Source organism: Streptomyces sp. NPDC048291 (genome assembly GCF_043201715.1).
Taxonomy (GTDB): Bacteria; Actinomycetota; Actinomycetes; order Streptomycetales; family Streptomycetaceae; genus Streptomyces.
Window position 1 is genome coordinate 37,280 of record NZ_JBICZC010000009.1, and the last position, 16,107, is coordinate 53,386.

Annotated in this window: 14 protein-coding genes; 9 read left to right on the top strand and 5 right to left on the bottom strand. The window is 71.5% G+C overall.

Features of this window, described 5'->3' with window-relative positions; genetic code table 11:
• Positions 1-2 precede the first annotated feature (2 nt).
• On the top strand, positions 3-1,487 hold the full coding sequence (gene der / locus ACGF5O_RS24250) for a ribosome biogenesis GTPase Der (protein WP_393811971.1): 1,485 nt from the start codon (positions 3-5) through the stop codon (positions 1,485-1,487).
• A gap of 166 nt (positions 1,488-1,653) precedes the next feature.
• On the opposite strand, the gene ACGF5O_RS24255 is transcribed toward der, so the two are convergent.
• Positions 1,654-2,061, bottom strand: coding sequence for a hypothetical protein (locus ACGF5O_RS24255; RefSeq protein WP_393811972.1), 408 nt, complete (start codon positions 2,059-2,061; stop codon positions 1,654-1,656).
• 162 nt (positions 2,062-2,223) lie between these two features.
• Positions 2,224-3,006 (bottom strand): hypothetical protein, encoded by a 783-nt coding sequence (locus ACGF5O_RS24260; protein ID WP_393811973.1) that lies wholly within the window; start codon positions 3,004-3,006, stop codon positions 2,224-2,226.
• Between the two features lie 540 nt (positions 3,007-3,546).
• Between ACGF5O_RS24260 and ACGF5O_RS24265 the strand changes: the two genes are divergently transcribed.
• Complete coding sequence (locus ACGF5O_RS24265; RefSeq protein ID WP_393811974.1) at positions 3,547-4,257, top strand: transglycosylase family protein; 711 nt, start codon at positions 3,547-3,549, stop codon at positions 4,255-4,257.
• A 492-nt stretch (positions 4,258-4,749) separates the two neighbouring features.
• The gene (locus ACGF5O_RS24270; RefSeq protein ID WP_362594483.1) at positions 4,750-4,965 is read left to right on the top strand and encodes an I78 family peptidase inhibitor; all 216 of its coding nucleotides are present in this window, start codon (positions 4,750-4,752) and stop codon (positions 4,963-4,965) included.
• Between the two features lie 104 nt (positions 4,966-5,069).
• Here the strand turns inward: ACGF5O_RS24270 and ACGF5O_RS24275 are convergent, their stop codons facing one another.
• Together ACGF5O_RS24275 and ACGF5O_RS24280 are read right to left on the bottom strand one after the other, a co-directional pair.
• Complete coding sequence (locus ACGF5O_RS24275) at positions 5,070-6,086, bottom strand: phosphatase PAP2 family protein (protein WP_393811975.1); 1,017 nt, start codon at positions 6,084-6,086, stop codon at positions 5,070-5,072.
• A 238-nt stretch (positions 6,087-6,324) separates the two neighbouring features.
• A complete protein-coding gene (locus ACGF5O_RS24280; RefSeq protein ID WP_393811976.1) occupies positions 6,325-7,626 on the bottom strand; it encodes a mannosyltransferase family protein in 1,302 nt (433 codons plus the stop codon).
• Between the two features lie 260 nt (positions 7,627-7,886).
• Here ACGF5O_RS24280 and ACGF5O_RS24285 point away from each other — a divergent pair, with 260 nt between their 5' ends.
• Entirely contained in the window at positions 7,887-9,503 is a 1,617-nt protein-coding gene (locus tag ACGF5O_RS24285) for an MFS transporter (RefSeq protein ID WP_393811977.1), read from the top strand.
• A gap of 468 nt (positions 9,504-9,971) precedes the next feature.
• Positions 9,972-11,165 (top strand): acyl-CoA dehydrogenase family protein, encoded by a 1,194-nt coding sequence (locus tag ACGF5O_RS24290; RefSeq protein ID WP_393811978.1) that lies wholly within the window; start codon positions 9,972-9,974, stop codon positions 11,163-11,165.
• 36 nt (positions 11,166-11,201) lie between these two features.
• On the opposite strand, the gene ACGF5O_RS24295 is transcribed toward ACGF5O_RS24290, so the two are convergent.
• Positions 11,202-11,642 carry a cell division protein SepF gene (locus ACGF5O_RS24295; protein ID WP_362594471.1) on the bottom strand — a complete coding sequence of 147 codons (441 nt, stop codon included), beginning with the start codon at positions 11,640-11,642 and terminating at the stop codon, positions 11,202-11,204.
• A gap of 517 nt (positions 11,643-12,159) precedes the next feature.
• On the opposite strand from ACGF5O_RS24295, the gene ACGF5O_RS24300 reads away from it, so the two are divergent.
• From ACGF5O_RS24300 to ACGF5O_RS24315, 4 genes are read left to right on the top strand one after another with little or no spacing between them, the layout of a single operon-like run.
• Entirely contained in the window at positions 12,160-14,466 is a 2,307-nt protein-coding gene (locus ACGF5O_RS24300) for a nitrate- and nitrite sensing domain-containing protein (RefSeq protein WP_393811979.1), read from the top strand.
• The gene (locus ACGF5O_RS24305) at positions 14,463-14,891 is read left to right on the top strand and encodes a roadblock/LC7 domain-containing protein (protein WP_362594467.1); all 429 of its coding nucleotides are present in this window, start codon (positions 14,463-14,465) and stop codon (positions 14,889-14,891) included. Before ACGF5O_RS24300 ends, ACGF5O_RS24305 begins: the two co-directional genes overlap by 4 nt.
• Positions 14,888-15,238 carry a DUF742 domain-containing protein gene (locus ACGF5O_RS24310; RefSeq protein WP_393811980.1) on the top strand — a complete coding sequence of 117 codons (351 nt, stop codon included), beginning with the start codon at positions 14,888-14,890 and terminating at the stop codon, positions 15,236-15,238. The genes ACGF5O_RS24305 and ACGF5O_RS24310 overlap by 4 nt, the downstream gene beginning before the upstream one ends.
• Positions 15,222-15,818 carry an ATP/GTP-binding protein gene (locus ACGF5O_RS24315; RefSeq protein ID WP_393811981.1) on the top strand — a complete coding sequence of 199 codons (597 nt, stop codon included), beginning with the start codon at positions 15,222-15,224 and terminating at the stop codon, positions 15,816-15,818. Before ACGF5O_RS24310 ends, ACGF5O_RS24315 begins: the two co-directional genes overlap by 17 nt.
• Positions 15,819-16,107 lie beyond the last annotated feature (289 nt).

Sequence of the window (16,107 nt, forward strand, 5' to 3'; positions counted from 1 at the left end):
TCATGAACGACCACAGCCAGCCCGGCGACTCGGCTGAGCACGAGTACGACCACGGGGCGCTCGGTGACACCGAGTACGCGGAGTTCATGGAGCTCGCCGCCGAAGAGGGCTTCGACATCGAGGACGTCGAGGGCGCCATCGAGGCGGCCGGGCACGGCCCGCTGCCCGTCCTCGCCGTCGTCGGCCGCCCGAACGTCGGCAAGTCGACCCTGGTCAACCGCATCATCGGCCGCCGCGAGGCCGTCGTCGAGGACAAGCCCGGGGTCACCCGGGACCGCGTGACCTACGAGGCCGAGTGGGCGGGCCGGCGCTTCAAGGTCGTCGACACCGGCGGCTGGGAGCAGGACGTCCTCGGCATCGACGCCTCCGTGGCGGCCCAGGCCGAGTACGCGATCGAGGCGGCCGACGCGGTCGTCTTCGTCGTCGACGCCAAGGTCGGCGCGACCGATACCGACGAGGCGGTCGTACGCCTGCTGCGCAAGGCCGGCAAGCCGGTCGTGCTGGCCGCCAACAAGGTGGACGGCCCCAGCGGCGAGGCCGACGCCTCCTACCTGTGGTCCCTGGGCCTCGGCGAGCCGCACCCGGTCTCCGCCCTGCACGGCCGCGGCACCGGCGACATGCTGGACGCCGTCCTGGAGGCGCTGCCCGAGGCGCCCGAGCAGACCTTCGGCGGCCCCGGCGTCGGCGGTCCCCGCCGGATCGCCCTCATCGGCCGCCCGAACGTCGGCAAGTCCTCCCTCCTCAACAAGGTGGCGGGCGAGGAGCGCGTCGTCGTCAACGAGATCGCCGGCACCACCCGCGACCCGGTCGACGAGCTGATCGAACTCGGCGGCATCACCTGGAAGTTCGTCGACACGGCCGGCATCCGCAAGCGCGTCCACCTCCAGCAGGGCGCCGACTACTACGCCTCGCTGCGCACCGCCGCCGCGGTCGAGAAGGCCGAGCTCGCGGTCATCCTGCTCGACGCCTCCGAGAACATCTCGGTGCAGGACCAGCGGATCGTCACCATGGCCGTCGAGGCGGGCCGCGCGGTCGTCCTCGCCTTCAACAAGTGGGACACCCTCGACGAGGAGCGCCGCTACTACCTGGAGCGCGAGATCGAGACCGAGCTCGGCCAGGTCGCCTGGGCGCCCCGGGTCAACGTCTCGGCGCGCACCGGCCGGCACATGGAGAAGCTGGTCCCCGCGATCGAGACCGCCCTCGCCGGCTGGGAGACCCGGGTCCCCACCGGCCGGCTCAACGCCTTCCTCGGCGAGCTGGTCGCGGCCCACCCGCACCCGGTCCGGGGCGGCAAGCAGCCGCGCATCCTGTTCGGCACCCAGGCCGGCACCAAGCCGCCGCGGTTCGTGCTGTTCGCCTCCGGCTTCATCGAGGCGGGCTACCGCCGCTTCATCGAACGCCGGCTGCGCGAGGAGTTCGGCTTCGAGGGCACGCCGATCCATATCTCCGTACGGGTGCGCGAGAAGCGCGGCGCGAAGAAGAAGTAGGGACACGGGGGAGCAGGACACAGCGGAGAGGGGGGGGGCCCCCCCGCGGGGGGGGCCCCCCCCCCCCCCCCACCCACCCCCCCCCCCGGGGGGGCGCGGGGGCGCCCCCCCCCCCGGCGGGGGGGGCCCCCCCCCCGCCGCCCCCCCCCCCCCCTCTCCGCTGACCTCACATCCCGCGGCGCGGAGCCGGTGGCAGCGCCACCGGGACCGGCGCCATCCCGGTCTCCTGGGCCCGCCCGAGCGTCCCGATCCGCTGCCATTGCGGCGCCTGGGGCTGCCCGCTGCCGTTCCGGGCGTTGTAGGCCCCCGCGCTGTACGCGCTGTACGAGCTCCCTCCGTACGACCCCAGGCCGTGGGTGCCGGTACTGAACGGGGCGCTGCCGAAGGCGACGAACCCCAGCGACTCCTCACCGCTGCGATCACCGGGCAGCGTACGGAAGGCCTTGACCCACTCCGCGTAGAGCGAGTCGTAGATCGGCGTGGCCGAGAGCCCGCCCTGGGCCTCCTGAGCCACCCGGGCGGCGGGAACGGCGGAGAAGGACGGCCGGTGGTGAGGAAGGTCGTATGCGTGCACGTATGTCCAAACGACCGGATTCCTGAAGAGATGCGGTCGATTGGTGCCCCTTTGGGGGCGCGGGGCTGCATTGGATTTGCGGCTATCGCCGCGTGGGCGCGACCAGCCACGAACTACCTGCTGTCGCCTGTATGCAGTAGTCCCCACCCCATTGGACGCCCCTCAGACCCCCGCAAGCGGCAGCGCCGCCGCCACCAGCTGCCCGTTCGCCGCCGCCTTGTCGATCGCGTCGCGCAGCAGGTCCTCCCGGGGCTGCCGCCCGATCGACCCCACCGGCGCCGCGAACATCAGCACCTGCTGGTGCTTGTTGGCCGCCGCCCGCCACCCGTCGGTCACCTGTAGCGGCTGGTGCGCCTGCCACCACGCCACCGGCTGCCCGCCCGTCGGACCGGGCTGCAGCACCGCGTGCAGCTGACCCACCGCCAGCAGCACCGACCACCCGTGCAGCACCGGCGGCACCGCGGTCAGCTCCGGCATCGGCATGAAGCCCTGCTCGATGAGGAGCGGCAGGAAGTCGTCGCCCACTCCGTCCGTGCCGGGCCGCGCGATCGGCGAGGTCGGCTCCACGACCAGCGCGGGGTGCAACTCCCCGGCGATCAGGACGAGTCCGCTGGTCACCCCGAGCACCGCCTGCTCGGGCACGGACTTCCGCGTCCCGCCGGGCGCGCTGTCTCCGCTGATGGAGCGGACCGCGCCCTGCAGCTGTTCCTCGGTGACCTGGACGACCTGCGAGGGCAGGCAGGTGGCATGGGCGAAGGCGAGGACGGCGGTCTCGTCGCCGATGAACAGGACGGTGCTGGTGCGCTCCTGTTCGGAGTCGCCCGGGGTGCGGCAGGACGTGCAGTCGTAGCTGCCGGGGGCGTTGTCTCCGGCGAGCAGCCGGTCGGCTTCTTCGTCGCCGATCTCGGCGCGTACCTCGTCGCTGACGTCGAGCATGCGCGGCACGGTGGCTCCCTCGGGATGCGGTACGTGAAGGCCCGGGTGGCTCCCGGTCCGTGAGCCCCCGGGGTCGCGGGCTCATGAAGAAGACAACGGGCGATCTGTGGTGGGGGTCACGCATCGGGGGGATCGGGATCGAACCATCCGCTGCACAGGGTCACCCGTCGTGCGGAATCCGGCACTCCCCGTCAACTCTTCGCAAGCCAAAGGAGTTTGACGCGGTGAAGTGAATCACAGATCCGTCGAACCCATGGTCGACAAATCATGAAATCCTGGAATGTAGTGGGTGGCTCAAAATCGCCGCTACCCACGGTAACACCGAACTGGCCTGGCCCGACGGGGAGTTGGTTGATTTCGGGCGTTCCCGATCTCTAGATTCCTCCGCCGTGTGCAGCGAGCACCGCTCGGGTACGTCCGCCGGCCGGCACAGGCAGAGCACCACCGCAGTACCGGCCGCGGCGGACGGGGCGAGCGCGAGGAACCGCGTCCATTGCGCGGGGACCGCGTCCCGCCTGGGGGACCCCGGGTATGTGGAGAGGGAAATACATGTCCGAGTGTGCCGATACCACCCGTGAGACCGCCGCGAACAAGAACGGCTCCCGCAAGGGCCGTACGACGGCCGCCCTGGCCGGAGCGGCACTGCTCGCCCCGCTGGGCCTGCTGGCGGCCACCGGCAACGCCGCGGCGGCGGACAGCGGAGTGTGGGACCGCATCGCCCAGTGCGAGAGCGGCGGCAACTGGCACATCAACACCGGCAACGGCTACTACGGCGGACTCCAGTTCTCCGCCTCCACCTGGCGCGCGTACGGCGGCACCGCCTACGCGGCGACGGCCGACCAGGCCTCCAGGGAAGCGCAGATAGCCGTCGCCACCAAGGTCCAGCACGCCCAGGGCTGGGGCGCGTGGCCGGTCTGCTCGGGGCGGGCAGGGGCGACCGGCTCGGCGCCGGAGAACGCCTCCGCGACCACCAGGAGCGGCACGGAATCGGCGACGAGGTCGTCGGAGTCCTCGAAGTCCTCGAAGTCCTCCACGTCGACCACCCGGAAGTCGGCCCCCGCGGCGAAGACGCCGCAGCGCTCGACGGCCGGCACCGGCCACACCTCCGCCAAGGGCGACTACACCGTCCGCAAGGGCGACACCCTGAGCGAGATCGCCGAGCGGCACGGCACCACCTGGCAGCGCCTCTATGCCGCCAACAAGGCCGTCATCGGCGGCGACCCGAACCTGATCGTGCCCGGGCAGCGCCTCGCGTTCTGACGCGAGCCCCCGCCCCGCACGACCCCGCCCCGCCCGGTCCGACCGGGCGGGGCACGGTGCGTTTCGTGGGGACATGTACATGCTCCGAATGGGGGCGCGCCCGTATGTGAGGGCGATTCATGCGCGGACGGCACGGCCCGAGTTCACGTTGCCGCAACCTCGCGCCTACCCGTGCGGTACGGGGGTTCTGTGCCGAACCGGTGAATCTCTTATGCGGTGTCAGCTTCGCCGCGTCCCGCCGTAATCGGAATGGAATGCGGGCGCCGGAGCGTCCCGGATCCGGGCTTCGGGTTCTTTCCGGAGGCTTTTCGGAAGACCCTACCGGCATCGGGGAATTACGCTCGAATGCGCCAGGAAGACGCATGGAACCGCTCGTACGTGTGACGGAGTTCGATCGAAACGCGTGTCGTGATTCTGTGACAGAAGTGTGACCGGAGGCGGACCGGGGACTTCGGCTTCCGTCTCCGCCGGAAGCGGCCTAGCGTGGGCCGCATGGCACCGGACACCGCTCCGCCGACGGAGCCCCAGGACAGCCCGCAAGGGTACGTAGGCCGCGACGCGGGCGACGCGGAACGGCTCGCCCGGCAGCGCGGGTGGACCACGGTGCGCTCGCTGCCGCCGGGCGCGATCATCACCATGGAGTACCGGACGGGGCGGCTCAACTTCGAGGTACGGGACGGCGTCGTGGCGCGCGCCTGGAAGGGCTGACCCTACGACGGCGAAGGCCCCGGTTCCCGCAGTCGGGAACCGGGGCCTTCGCCGTGCCGGGGCCGGCTGTGCGTACCTCACCCCGCTGTCGCGTCGTACGGCCGTCAGCCGCCCGTGAGCGGGCGGGCCGGGGCGGCGGTGCCGCGCGGCTGCCGCTCGGGGTGCTGCGGGCGGCGGCTGCCCGCCGGGGTCACCGGGGTGCGCTCCGAGCGGGCCGTGTGCGGGCCGGGCGCCAGGTGGATCGGGGCCCTGGGCGGGCGGGACAGGGAGACCGGCTCGGGTTCCGGCGCCGCCTGCTCGACGGGCGCCGGGCGCGGCTTGAGGACCACGGGCACCGGGACGGGCGCGGGCACCGTGCTGCCGCTGCGGGCGCGCCAGCGGTCGCGCAGGTCGAAGAGCCAGGCCTCGGCGCGCGCGATGAACGGCTCGCACCAGGGCAGCGCCAGCAGGATCAGCAGCCCCGCCGCCCAGCCCAGCAACACGTCGCTCAGCCAGTGCGTACCGAGGTAGACGGTGGACATGCCGACGCCGAGGGAGGTGACCGCGGAGGCTGCGGAGAGCCAGCGGCGGGCTCTCGGGGTGGAGGCCAGATACGCCAGAATTCCCCAGGTCACCACCGCGTTGGCGGTGTGTCCGCTGGGGAATATATCGCCGCCCAGGCCCATCTCGTTCGAGCCGATCACGGTCGCGTAGTGCGGACCGAGGCGCCCCATGCCGAGCTTGGCGGCGCCGACCGTGATGTTGAGCAGCAGCAGCGAGGCGCCGAGCGTGAGCATGGGGCGCAGGGTGTGCTGCCGCCAGGAGCGCCAGCCCAGCCAGGCCGCGACCATCACGGCGGTCGGGCCGCGCTGGCCGAGGACCACGTAGTAGTCGACGAACCAGTGGATTCCCGACCACTGCTGGTACGGCCGGAAGAACATGACCTGCCAGTCGAGCCGGACCAGCCAGGACGTGATCACGACGGCCCACACGATCGCCAGGTAGAAGGCGAGGGTCGCGGTGAACAACACGACCCGGTGCCGGCTCATCCTCGGCACATCAATGTGGGCCGGCCGTTCCGGCTCACGGTCCAGCCTGGCGAACACCCGGTCCAGACGGGTGAGGTTTCGTTCGGTACGCACCCAATCGACGTTACAGCGAGTGAGCTCTGTTCCCGGTCGAAACTGCGGCTTTGTGATGACGATGTGATGTGGGAAACCTCTCAGGAGGTCTCCGAATTCTAAGGATTCCGTAATCCGCGGCCGGTCCGCCCTTCAATTCCTTTGATCATGCCGGGTCGCCGTTTTATGGCACTTATGAATTCGTTAACCAAAGAGTGGGGTGGAATTCTCCCGCTGCTCATCGAGCCCACCGAAACGATCATGGAGGTCCGGAGCCGTTCAGCCAGAACGCGCCATAGACCGCCGAGGCCACCGCCACACCGGCCGTGACCAGCGCCGATCTACCGACACGCAGCCGGGCGAGGGCCCGGGCGAGCGGCAGCAGCACCGGGAAGGCCGGCATCAGCAGCCGCGGCTTGGACCCGAAGTAGCTCGACGCGCAGAGCGCGAGCGCGAAGACGACACCCGTGTAGACCAGCAGGGGGAGCGGCTGCCGCTGGCGGACGCCGGTCACGTAGAGCCACAGCAGCAGTCCGACGCCGAGGATCAAACCCGCTCCGGCGAGAGCGGACGGAAATGACGTGAACTTGTCGGCGACGAAGCGTGCGAACGCATAGCCGCCGTCGAAGCCGTTACGCCAGCCCGCCTGGACGTCCAGATAGCCGAGCGGGCCGCGGCCGGTGCGGTGGCCGACCCACAGGACATAGGCGGCGGCGCCGACCGGGGCGAGAAGCATGCCCAGTGCGCGGCGCCAGGCGGGGGCCCCGGGGGCGGTGACGTGGGGGGCGCGTGGTGCGTGGGGTGCGCCGGTTGCCTCCGGGGCGCGCCGGGCGCGGGCGGCGCCGGACGCCTCGGGGGCGCGTTCGCCGTGGTGCGCTCCGTCCGGCTGATCCGCACCACGGTCCTGCGCGCCCCTGCCCCGATCCCGCACGAACGAGATCACCCCCGCCGCCCACACCGCCGCCACCACGGCGAGCCCCACCGGCCGGGTCAGCCCCGCCAGCGCGGCCAGGGTCCCGGCGGTCACCCAGCGGCCGGTCAGCACGGCGTACAGCGACCACGCGGCCAGCGCCGTGAACAGCGACTCGCTGTACGCCATCGACTGCACGATCCCGACCGGCAGCACGGCCCACACCAGCACCGCGCAGACCCCCACCCGGCGGCCGTACACGACGTCCGTGACCGCGAAGACACCCCAGGCCGCGGCGAGCGAGGCGAGCAGGCTCACCGTGAAGCCGGCGTCGGCGTACGACAGCGGGGCGAGCGCGTGCAGCAGCCGCTCCAGCCAGGGCAGCAGCGGGAAGAAGGCCAGGTTGGAGTGGACGTCGCCGTTCGGCAGCCGCACCTGGTAGCCGTAGCCAAGTTCGGCGACCCGCGTGTACCACAGCGAGTCCCAGCGCGCCGTCAACAAGGTGTACGCGCTCTTGCCCCGCGCCGCGCTCCACCCGGCCAGCACGACCAGGCCGAGGGCGCGGACGGCCGCGTACCCGAGCAGGGCCGGCGCCGCCCGGCGCAGGGCGGGGGCGCGCGGTGCCGCCAAGGGCGTTTCAAGATCGGTCACGGGCTCGATTATCGACGGGACGCGGAACCGCGGGGTCGGCGCGGGCGTGGTGCGGTGCGGGGGCAGTGGCGTACGCCACATGAGTTCTCCGGAGCGTGTGAGAGGTCCGCCACGTGCCCCCGCAACGAACTCGCGTACGCTGACATGTCACTCGCGTTCGTATGCGCGGGCCGGAGACCCCGCTCCTCTCCGGCCGTACGACGGGGAGTCCCCACCCCGCCCGTCCGCCGCACGTGAGGGACCATCTGGGAGGTACGTACATGTCCGGGACGACCACGGCCGCCGTACGACCGCGCCGTCGGACGGTGTCCAGGGCCGGTGCCGGTGCCAACCGCTGGGTCGTCCTCGTCGTCCTCTGCGTCAGCCTGCTGCTGGTCGCCCTCGACGCCACCGTGCTGCACGTCGCCGTGCCGGCCGTCACCGAGGACCTCAAACCCGGCGCCATGGAGCTGCTCTGGATCGTCGACGTCTACCCGCTGGTCTGCGCCTCGCTGCTGATCCTGTTCGGCACGCTCGGCGACCGGGTGGGCCGGCGGCGGGTCCTGCTCCTCGGCTACACCCTGTTCGGCATCGCCTCCGCGGCGGCGGCCCTCGCGCCGAGTGCGGCGGCGCTGATCGGGGCCCGGGCACTGCTCGGCGTCGGCGGCGCGATGATCATGCCCGCGACCCTCTCCATCCTCCGGCAGGTCTTCCCCGACCGGCGCGAACGGGCCCTCGCCATCGGTATCTGGAGCGCGGTCGCCGCCGTCGGCGCGGCCGTCGGCCCCCTCCTGGGCGGCTTCCTCCTCGAACACTTCTGGTGGGGCTCCGTCTTCCTGGTCAACATCCCGCTGATGCTGATCAGCCTCCCGGTGGGGCGCCTGCTCCTGCCCGAGTCCCGCGGCGACCGCGACGGCCCCTGGGACGTGGTCGGCGCGCTGATGGCGGCGGTCGGCCTGTTCGGCGTCGTGTTCGCGGTGAAGCGCCTCGGCGGCGGCGAACCGGCGGGCAGCGCGCTGACGTTGGCACCGCTGCTGCTGGGCGCGCTGCTGCTGGCGCTGTTCGTACGACGGCAACGGCGGCGCGCGTTCCCGCTGGTGGACCTGAAGATGTTCGCGCGGCCCGCGTTCAGTACGGCGGTGGGCTGCATCGTGCTGGCCATGCTGGCGCTCGTGGGCCTCGAACTGATCGCCGCACAGTACCTGCAACTGGTGCTCGGCCTCTCGCCGTTGCAGACGGGGCTACGACTGCTGCCGCTGACGCTCGCCGCGATGGCGGCGGGGCTGGCCGGGGCGCGGCTGCTGCGGCGCTTCGGGCCGCGCCGGATGGTGTGCTTCGGCTTCTGCCTGACCGCGGTGGCGGTGCTGGTGCTGACCGCGATGGGCGGGACGGACAACCCGGTCCTGCTGCTCGTCGGTTTCCTGCTGCTCGGGTTCGGCCTGGAGACCACGCTGTTCGGGGCGTACGAGTCGATGCTGAGCGAGGCGCCTGCGGCGCAGGCCGGCGGGGCGGCGGCGATCGGCGAGACGTCGTACCAGCTGGGTGCCGGGATCGGGATCGCGCTCCTCGGCAGTGTGATGAACGCGGCGTACGCGCCGGGGCTGGCCGGGGTGCCGGGGGTGCCGGCGTCGGCGTCTACCGCGGCGGGGCATTCGCTGGGGGAGGCGTACGCGGTCGCCGGGCGGCTGGGCGGGGCGGCGGGGGCGGCGTTGCGGCGGGCGGCGCGGGATTCCTTCGTGCACGGGTTGCATGTGACGTTGCTGGTGAGTGCGGGGTTGCTGTTGCTGGGGGCCGTGATGGCGCTGCGGTTGCCGCGCGCGATGCAGTGCGAGGACGCGGCCGCGTCGGTGGAACTCCCCGCCCCTCGCGAACCCGAACGCTCCCGCGTGTCGGCGTAGCCGCGCCTTGCCCACCCACGCACCGCCCGTGCGGGTGGGCACGAAGGTGGGCCGACCTGTGGGGGTGGTGCGCCGTTGGCGGCTGCCTTTCCTTGCCCACCCACGCACCGCCCGTGCGGGTGGGTATGAAGGTGGGGCGACCTGTGGGGGTGGTGCGCCGTTGGCGGGTGCGGGTCAGGGTCTTCCCCACCCGCGCACCGCCCGTGCGGGTGGGGGGAGAGGCGGAGCGACCTGTGGGGGTAGTTCGCCGTTGGCGGGTGCGGGTGCGGGTGCGGGTGCGGGTGCGGGTGCGGGTGCGGGTGCGGGGGGACTGGGGACTGGGTTTGTGGGGGATGGCTGCGCGCGGGCGCCGACGGTGAAGGTGCCCCGCGGGAGAGGTCTGGTTCTCGGGGGACTCGCACGGGTGGTGCGTGGGTGGGGGAACGGGGGAGACTGTAACTAGCGCTGCTAGTTTTGGGAGGGTTCTGAATGTCCGCGTCCGTGAAGTTGCCCCCGTTCGATGCCGGTGACCCGCTCGGGATCGACGATCTTCTGGAGCCGGAGGATCTCGCCGTACGGGAGACCGTCCGGAGCTGGGCGGCGGACCGGGTGCTGCCGTTCGTCGCCGAGTGGTACGAGAGCGGGGAACTGCCCGGCATCAGGGAGCTCGCCAAGGAACTCGGGTCGATCGGGGCGCTCGGGATGTCCCTCGACGGGTACGGATGCGCCGGGGCGTCGGCCGTACAGTACGGGCTCGCCTGCCTGGAGCTGGAGGCCGCCGACTCGGGTATCCGGTCGCTCGTGTCCGTGCAGGGATCGCTCGCCATGTACGCGATTCACCGGTTCGGGAGCGAGGAGCAGAAGCAGCGGTGGCTGCCGGGCATGGCCGCCGGCGACGTCATCGGGTGCTTCGGGCTCACCGAGCCGGACCACGGGTCCGACCCCGCCGCCATGCGGACCCACGCCCGGCGCGACGCCGGCGGCGACTGGGTGCTGAGCGGGCGGAAGATGTGGATCACCAACGGGTCGGTGGCCGGCGTCGCCGTGGTGTGGGCGCAGACGGAGAACGGCATCCGGGGGTTCGTCGTCCCCACCGACACGCCGGGGTTCGCGGCGCCCGAGATCAGGCACAAGTGGTCGCTGCGGGCGAGCGTCACCAGTGAGCTGGTGATGGATGATGTGCGGCTGCCCGCCGATGCCGTGCTGCCCGAGGTCGTCGGGCTCAAGGGGCCGCTCAGCTGTCTCTCGCACGCCCGGTACGGGATCGTGTGGGGTGCCATGGGCGCGGCCCGCACCTGCTTCGAGACCGCCGTCGACTACGCGAAGTCGCGGGAGCAGTTCGGTCGGCCCATCGGGGGCTTCCAGCTCACCCAGGCCAAACTCGCCGACATGGCGGTCGAACTGCACAAGGGAATCCTGCTCGCCCATCATCTGGGGCGGCGGATGGATGCCGGTCGCCTGCGTCCCGAGCAGGTCAGCTTCGGCAAGCTCAACAACGTACGGGAGGCGATCGAGATCTGCCGTACGGCGCGGACGATCCTCGGCGCCAACGGGATCTCCCTGGAGTACCCCGTGATGCGGCACGCGACCAATCTTGAATCGGTGCTCACCTACGAGGGCACCGTCGAGATGCACCAGCTGGTGCTGGGCAAGGCACTCACCGGGCTCGACGCCTTCCGGTGACCCCGCGCGGGGGCAGGGCCGGTGAGCGGCCCTGCCTCAGCTCTGGTTGAAGAAGCCGTCCTCGCGGCGCCTGGCCGGCTCACCGCTGACGATCTCGGTGTTCGAGGGGGTCAGCAGGAAGACCCGGTTGGCCACCCGCTCGATGGTGCCGCGCAGGCCGAAGGTCAGCCCGGCCGCGAAGTCGACCACGCGCTTGGCGTCGCCCGGCTCCATGGCCGTGAGGTTCACGATGACCGGCACGCCCTCGCGGAACAGCTCGCCGATCGCGCGGGCGTCCCGGAAGCTGTCCGGGGTGACCGTGCCGATCCGGCGGCCCTTCTCCTCGGCGGTGTCCGTGGCCACCTTGACCCGGGGGTCGGTGACCCAGGCATCCCCGGGCTGCTCGGTCCCTTCGGAGTAGTCGTCGTCGTAGTAGCGCTCGTCATCGTTGTCGTCGACGAGGCCAAGCCAGGCACTCGCCTTGCGTACCGATCCCATGGACGCCTCCTCTCACAGCGGTCCTTCTTGCTTCCGCATCCCTATGGTCGTCCATGATGCGGATGTCGCGCCAAGTGGATAGACGCCGCACGGGGGGTTTGTGACGGTACTGGTGCAGAGCCAAAACGTCGAGAGCCCAGGTACCCCAAGGGCGGTAGCTCACACGGCTGCTGACTGAGAGTGAAATATGATTGTTTCCGGCGTACGGGTGATGAACGGTGCGTCAGGGTGAACGGACCGAGGCGGTTCGGGGGGCTTTGACACGGGCTCGGGGGTGCGTCGGCCGGCCCGGGTGCGTCGCGGAGGCCGTCAACCCGCGTGCATGTCCGTCACCGTATACGGACGGGTGGCGCCGGGACGCTCGCCTCGGGGTTCACCTTGATCCTGTTTCCGTGACGTAAAACAAAAACATGATCGGGTGACCGCTGCCCGGAGAGGTTCGTTGGCCGAAGCGCAGAACCATTTCTCCCCCCGGTTCCGCATATCCATCAACTCGCCTCATGATTAAGGCACTTCTGTGCAAGCAGCCACCATTCGCACCAGGCTCCTGCGGATCCTGGTCCTGGCCCTCGCCGTCCTGCTGACGCTGCTGGGCGTCGCGGCCGCCGAGCAGGTCTCCGTCTACCGCAACGCCTCCGCCACCGCGGACAACGCCCGGCTGGAGATCACGCTGCAGGGCCTCATCCACGAACTCCAGAAGGAGCGCGGTCTCACCACCGGATACGTCGGCGGCGTCAAGGAGTTCGCGGGCAAGCTGCCCGCGCAGCGCAAGGCCACCGACACCGCCCGCGCCCGGCTCGACCAGGCGCTCCGGGGCCGTGGCGACAGCGCCGCCGGCTCGGTGCGCGAGTCCCTCGGCCGGCTCGACGGCCTCGCCGGGATCCGCAAGCACGCGGACGACCACACCGGCGTGGTGAAGGACACCTTCGACTACTTCACCACCACCATCACCGTCCTCGACCGGCTCGACCTGGGCCTGAGCGACGTCCACGACGCCACCCTGCGCGACGCCTACCAGACGCTGCAGATCCTCGGCAACGCCAAGGAGTTCACCGGCGAGGAGCGCGCCATCGTGCTCGGCTCGGTGCGCGCCGGCCAGTTCCAGGGCGACGACTACAGCAGGTTCATGGAGATCCGGGCCGGCCGCCTCGCCGCCCTCGACGCCTTCCCGCGCTCGGCCGCCGACGCCCAGCAGCGCCGCCTGGACGCGGCCATGACCACCCCGGACGCCGAGCGCGCGCTGGCGTACGAGGACACCGCCGTCGAGGGCGGCGGGAAGCTGAAGTGGAACGACATCCCGCCCATGCAGTGGTGGGACGCGATGACCGCCACCATCAACGGGCTGCGGGACGTCCAGGTCTCGCTCGGCACCGACGTCGAGAACCGGGCCTCGGCCCTGGAGGGCACCGCCCAGCGTGACCTGCTGCTCTTCCTGCTGCTCGCGCTCGGCACCGTCGCCGCGCTCGGCGCGCTCGCCCTGGACTGTGTACGGTCCGTCTCCGCGCCGCTCGCCGAACTCGCCCAGCAGGCCCGCGAGGTCGCCGGAGAGCGGCTGCCGAAGGCCGTCGCCGCCGTCCAGGACGGTTCCTACGGCGAGCACCCCGAGCCGCCCGCCCCGCTTGCCGTCTCCGGCCGGGCCGGTGCCGAGGTCAAGGAGGTCGCCGAGGCCTTCGACCGGGTGCAGCGGGCCGCCTACGACCTGGCCACCGAGCAGGCCGTGCTGCGCCGCAACGCCACCGACTCGCTGGTCAGCCTCGGCCGCCGCAACCAGAACCTGGTGCGCCGCCAGATCAGCTTCATCAACAAGCTGGAGCACGAGGACGCCGACCCCGCGACCCTCGCCAACCTCTTCGAACTGGACCACCTCGCCACCCGCATGCGCCGCAACGCCGAGAGCCTGCTCGTCCTCGCCGGGGAGTCCAGCCCGCGACCCTGGTCCACCCCGCTGTCCATCACGGACGTCCTGCGCGCCTCCCTCGCCGAGGTCGAGGAGTACCGCCGGGTCACCCTGCGCCGGGTCGAGCCGGCCCACCTCACCGGCGCGGTCGTCGCCGAGATCGCCCACCTGCTCGCCGAGCTGATCGAGAACGCGCTGAGCTTCTCCCCGCCGGACTCGGACGTCGAGATCGAGGGCCGCCGCACCAGCGCCGGCTACCTGGTCGCCATCGTCGACCACGGCTTCGGCATGGACGCCAAGGCGATCGCCGAGGCGAACGTACGGCTCTCCGGCACCGCCAGCTTCATGGCCGAGCCGACCCGGTTCCTCGGCCACTTCGTGGTCGGCGCGCTCGCCCGCAAGTGCGGGATCGAGGTGCGTCTCGGGGAGGCGCCGGCCGCCGGGGTGGTGGCCCGGGTGCTCGTCCCGGACAGCCTGCTCACCGAGGCCACGGCGACCCCGAAGCAGCCCGTCGCCGCCGTACCCGCCCCGGCCGTGCCGGCCCCGCGCAAGGAGCCGGACGAGACGCAGCTGGTCTCCGTCGCCGCCGAGGCCAGGCCCGAACAGCCGCAGAAGAAGGGGGCCTCGGCCGCCCGGACCCGCAACGGGCTCGTGAAGCGGCCGCAGCGCAGCGCGATCTCGGAGGCCGTCAGCGAGACGGACCGGCCCAGCCGCCCGGCACCCGCCGAACGCACCCCCGACCGCAGCCCCGAGGAGGTCTCCGGAATGCTCGCCACCCTGCGCAGCGCACACATGCGGGGCGGGATCAGCGTGGAGAAGGAGAAGGAGAAGGAAAAAGAGAAGGAAAAGGCGAAAGGGAAAGAGCAGGCGCCTGTGCAGGCGCAGGCCCAGGTGTCCGAGACGCGTACCGAGGAGGACGGCGAGTGACCACCGTCGACACCCCCAACGACTCGCGGACCTTCAACTGGCTGCTCGCGAACTTCGTCAGGTCCACGGACGGGGTACGGGACGCGGTCGCCGTCTCCTCCGACGGGCTGCTGATCGCCGTCTCGGACGGGCTCGGCCGCACCGAGGCCGACCATCTCGCGGCGATCGTGTCGGGGCTCTCGTCGCTCGCGCGCAGCGCCTCGAAGCGGTACAGCTTCGACGGGGTCAAACTCATCATGATCGAGATGGGGCGCGGCTTCCTGCTGGTCTCCGCCATCCGGGACGGCAGCTGTCTCGGTGTCCTCGCGGACTCCAGCGGCGAACTGGGCCTCGTCGGCTACGAGATGGCGGTGCTCGCGGAACGGGCCGGTGACCTGCTGACCCCGACGCTCATCGCCGATCTGCGGCAGGCGTTGCCCCGATGAGTGCGCGGGAGCCCGCCGAACCCGTCGAGGACACGGCGTTCGTACGGCCGTTCATCATCACCGGCGGGCGGGCCGAGCCGCTCCAGACCGACCTGCGGCTGGAGACGTTGGTCATGGCCGTGGGTGCGCCGGACGAGTCGCTCACGTTCGAACGCCGGCACATCGTGGCGGTGTGCGCGCAGCCGACGACGGTCGCCGAGGTGGCGCACCGGGTCGGCGTACCCCTCGGAGTCGCCAAGGTGCTGATCTCCGATCTCGTCGTCGCCGGACAGCTCGCCTGCCGGCAACCCGCGGAGCTGCCGCTCCAGTTGCTCGAAAGGATCAGGGACCATGTCCGGGCGCTCTGAGAAGGTCGTGCCGCTCGCCGTGAAGATCGTGGTGAGCGGGGGACTGGGGGTCGGCAAGACGACGTTCATCGGGGCGATCTCGGAGATCGAGCCGCTGGACACGGAGGCGGCGATCACCCAGGTGTCGGTCGGCGTCGACTCGCTCGCCGGGGTCGAGTCCAAGACCACGACGACCGTGGCGCTCGACTTCGGCCGGATCACGCTGGATCCGGCGGTCGCGCTGTACCTGTTCGGGACGCCCGGGCAGGACCGGTTCTCGTTCCTGTGGGACGACCTGGTGGAGGGAGCGCTGGGAACGGTGGTCCTCGCGGACACGCGCCGGATCGAGGACTGCTTTCCCGCCGTCGACTACTTCGAGTCCCATGGGGCGCCTTTCGTCCTCGCCGTGAACCGCTTCGACGGTGCCGAGCGGTTCGATCTGGAGGAGGTACGGGAGGCGTTGGGGCTCGGGGCGGACGTGCCGGTGCTGGAGTGCGACGCGCGGGAGCGGGGGTCTGTGCGGGATGTGCTGGGGGCGTTGATGGACCGGGTGATCGGGGTGAGGTCCGTACCCAGGAGGAGGGCGATGGCGGTGCGCTAGTCGCCGTGGGGGCGCGGGGCATGTGGCGGCCGCGGGATTCGTCGTGGTTGCTCGCGCAGTTCCCCGCGCCCCTTTGGGGCGCGTGAATCCGGCGTCTGTTCTTGAGGGGAGGGGGTGCGTGTGAAGGCGAAGGGAGAACGCGAAGGGTCCCCGCCGGTCGCGGGGCGTGCAGGGGGTCAGCTCAACAGGAACAGGACCACACTCGACCGAAGTCGATGTGGGAGCGCTTGACCAGCCACTGCTGCGGATGCATGGGCCAAGTGGAACAGGTCTCCGGTTCTCCGTCAAC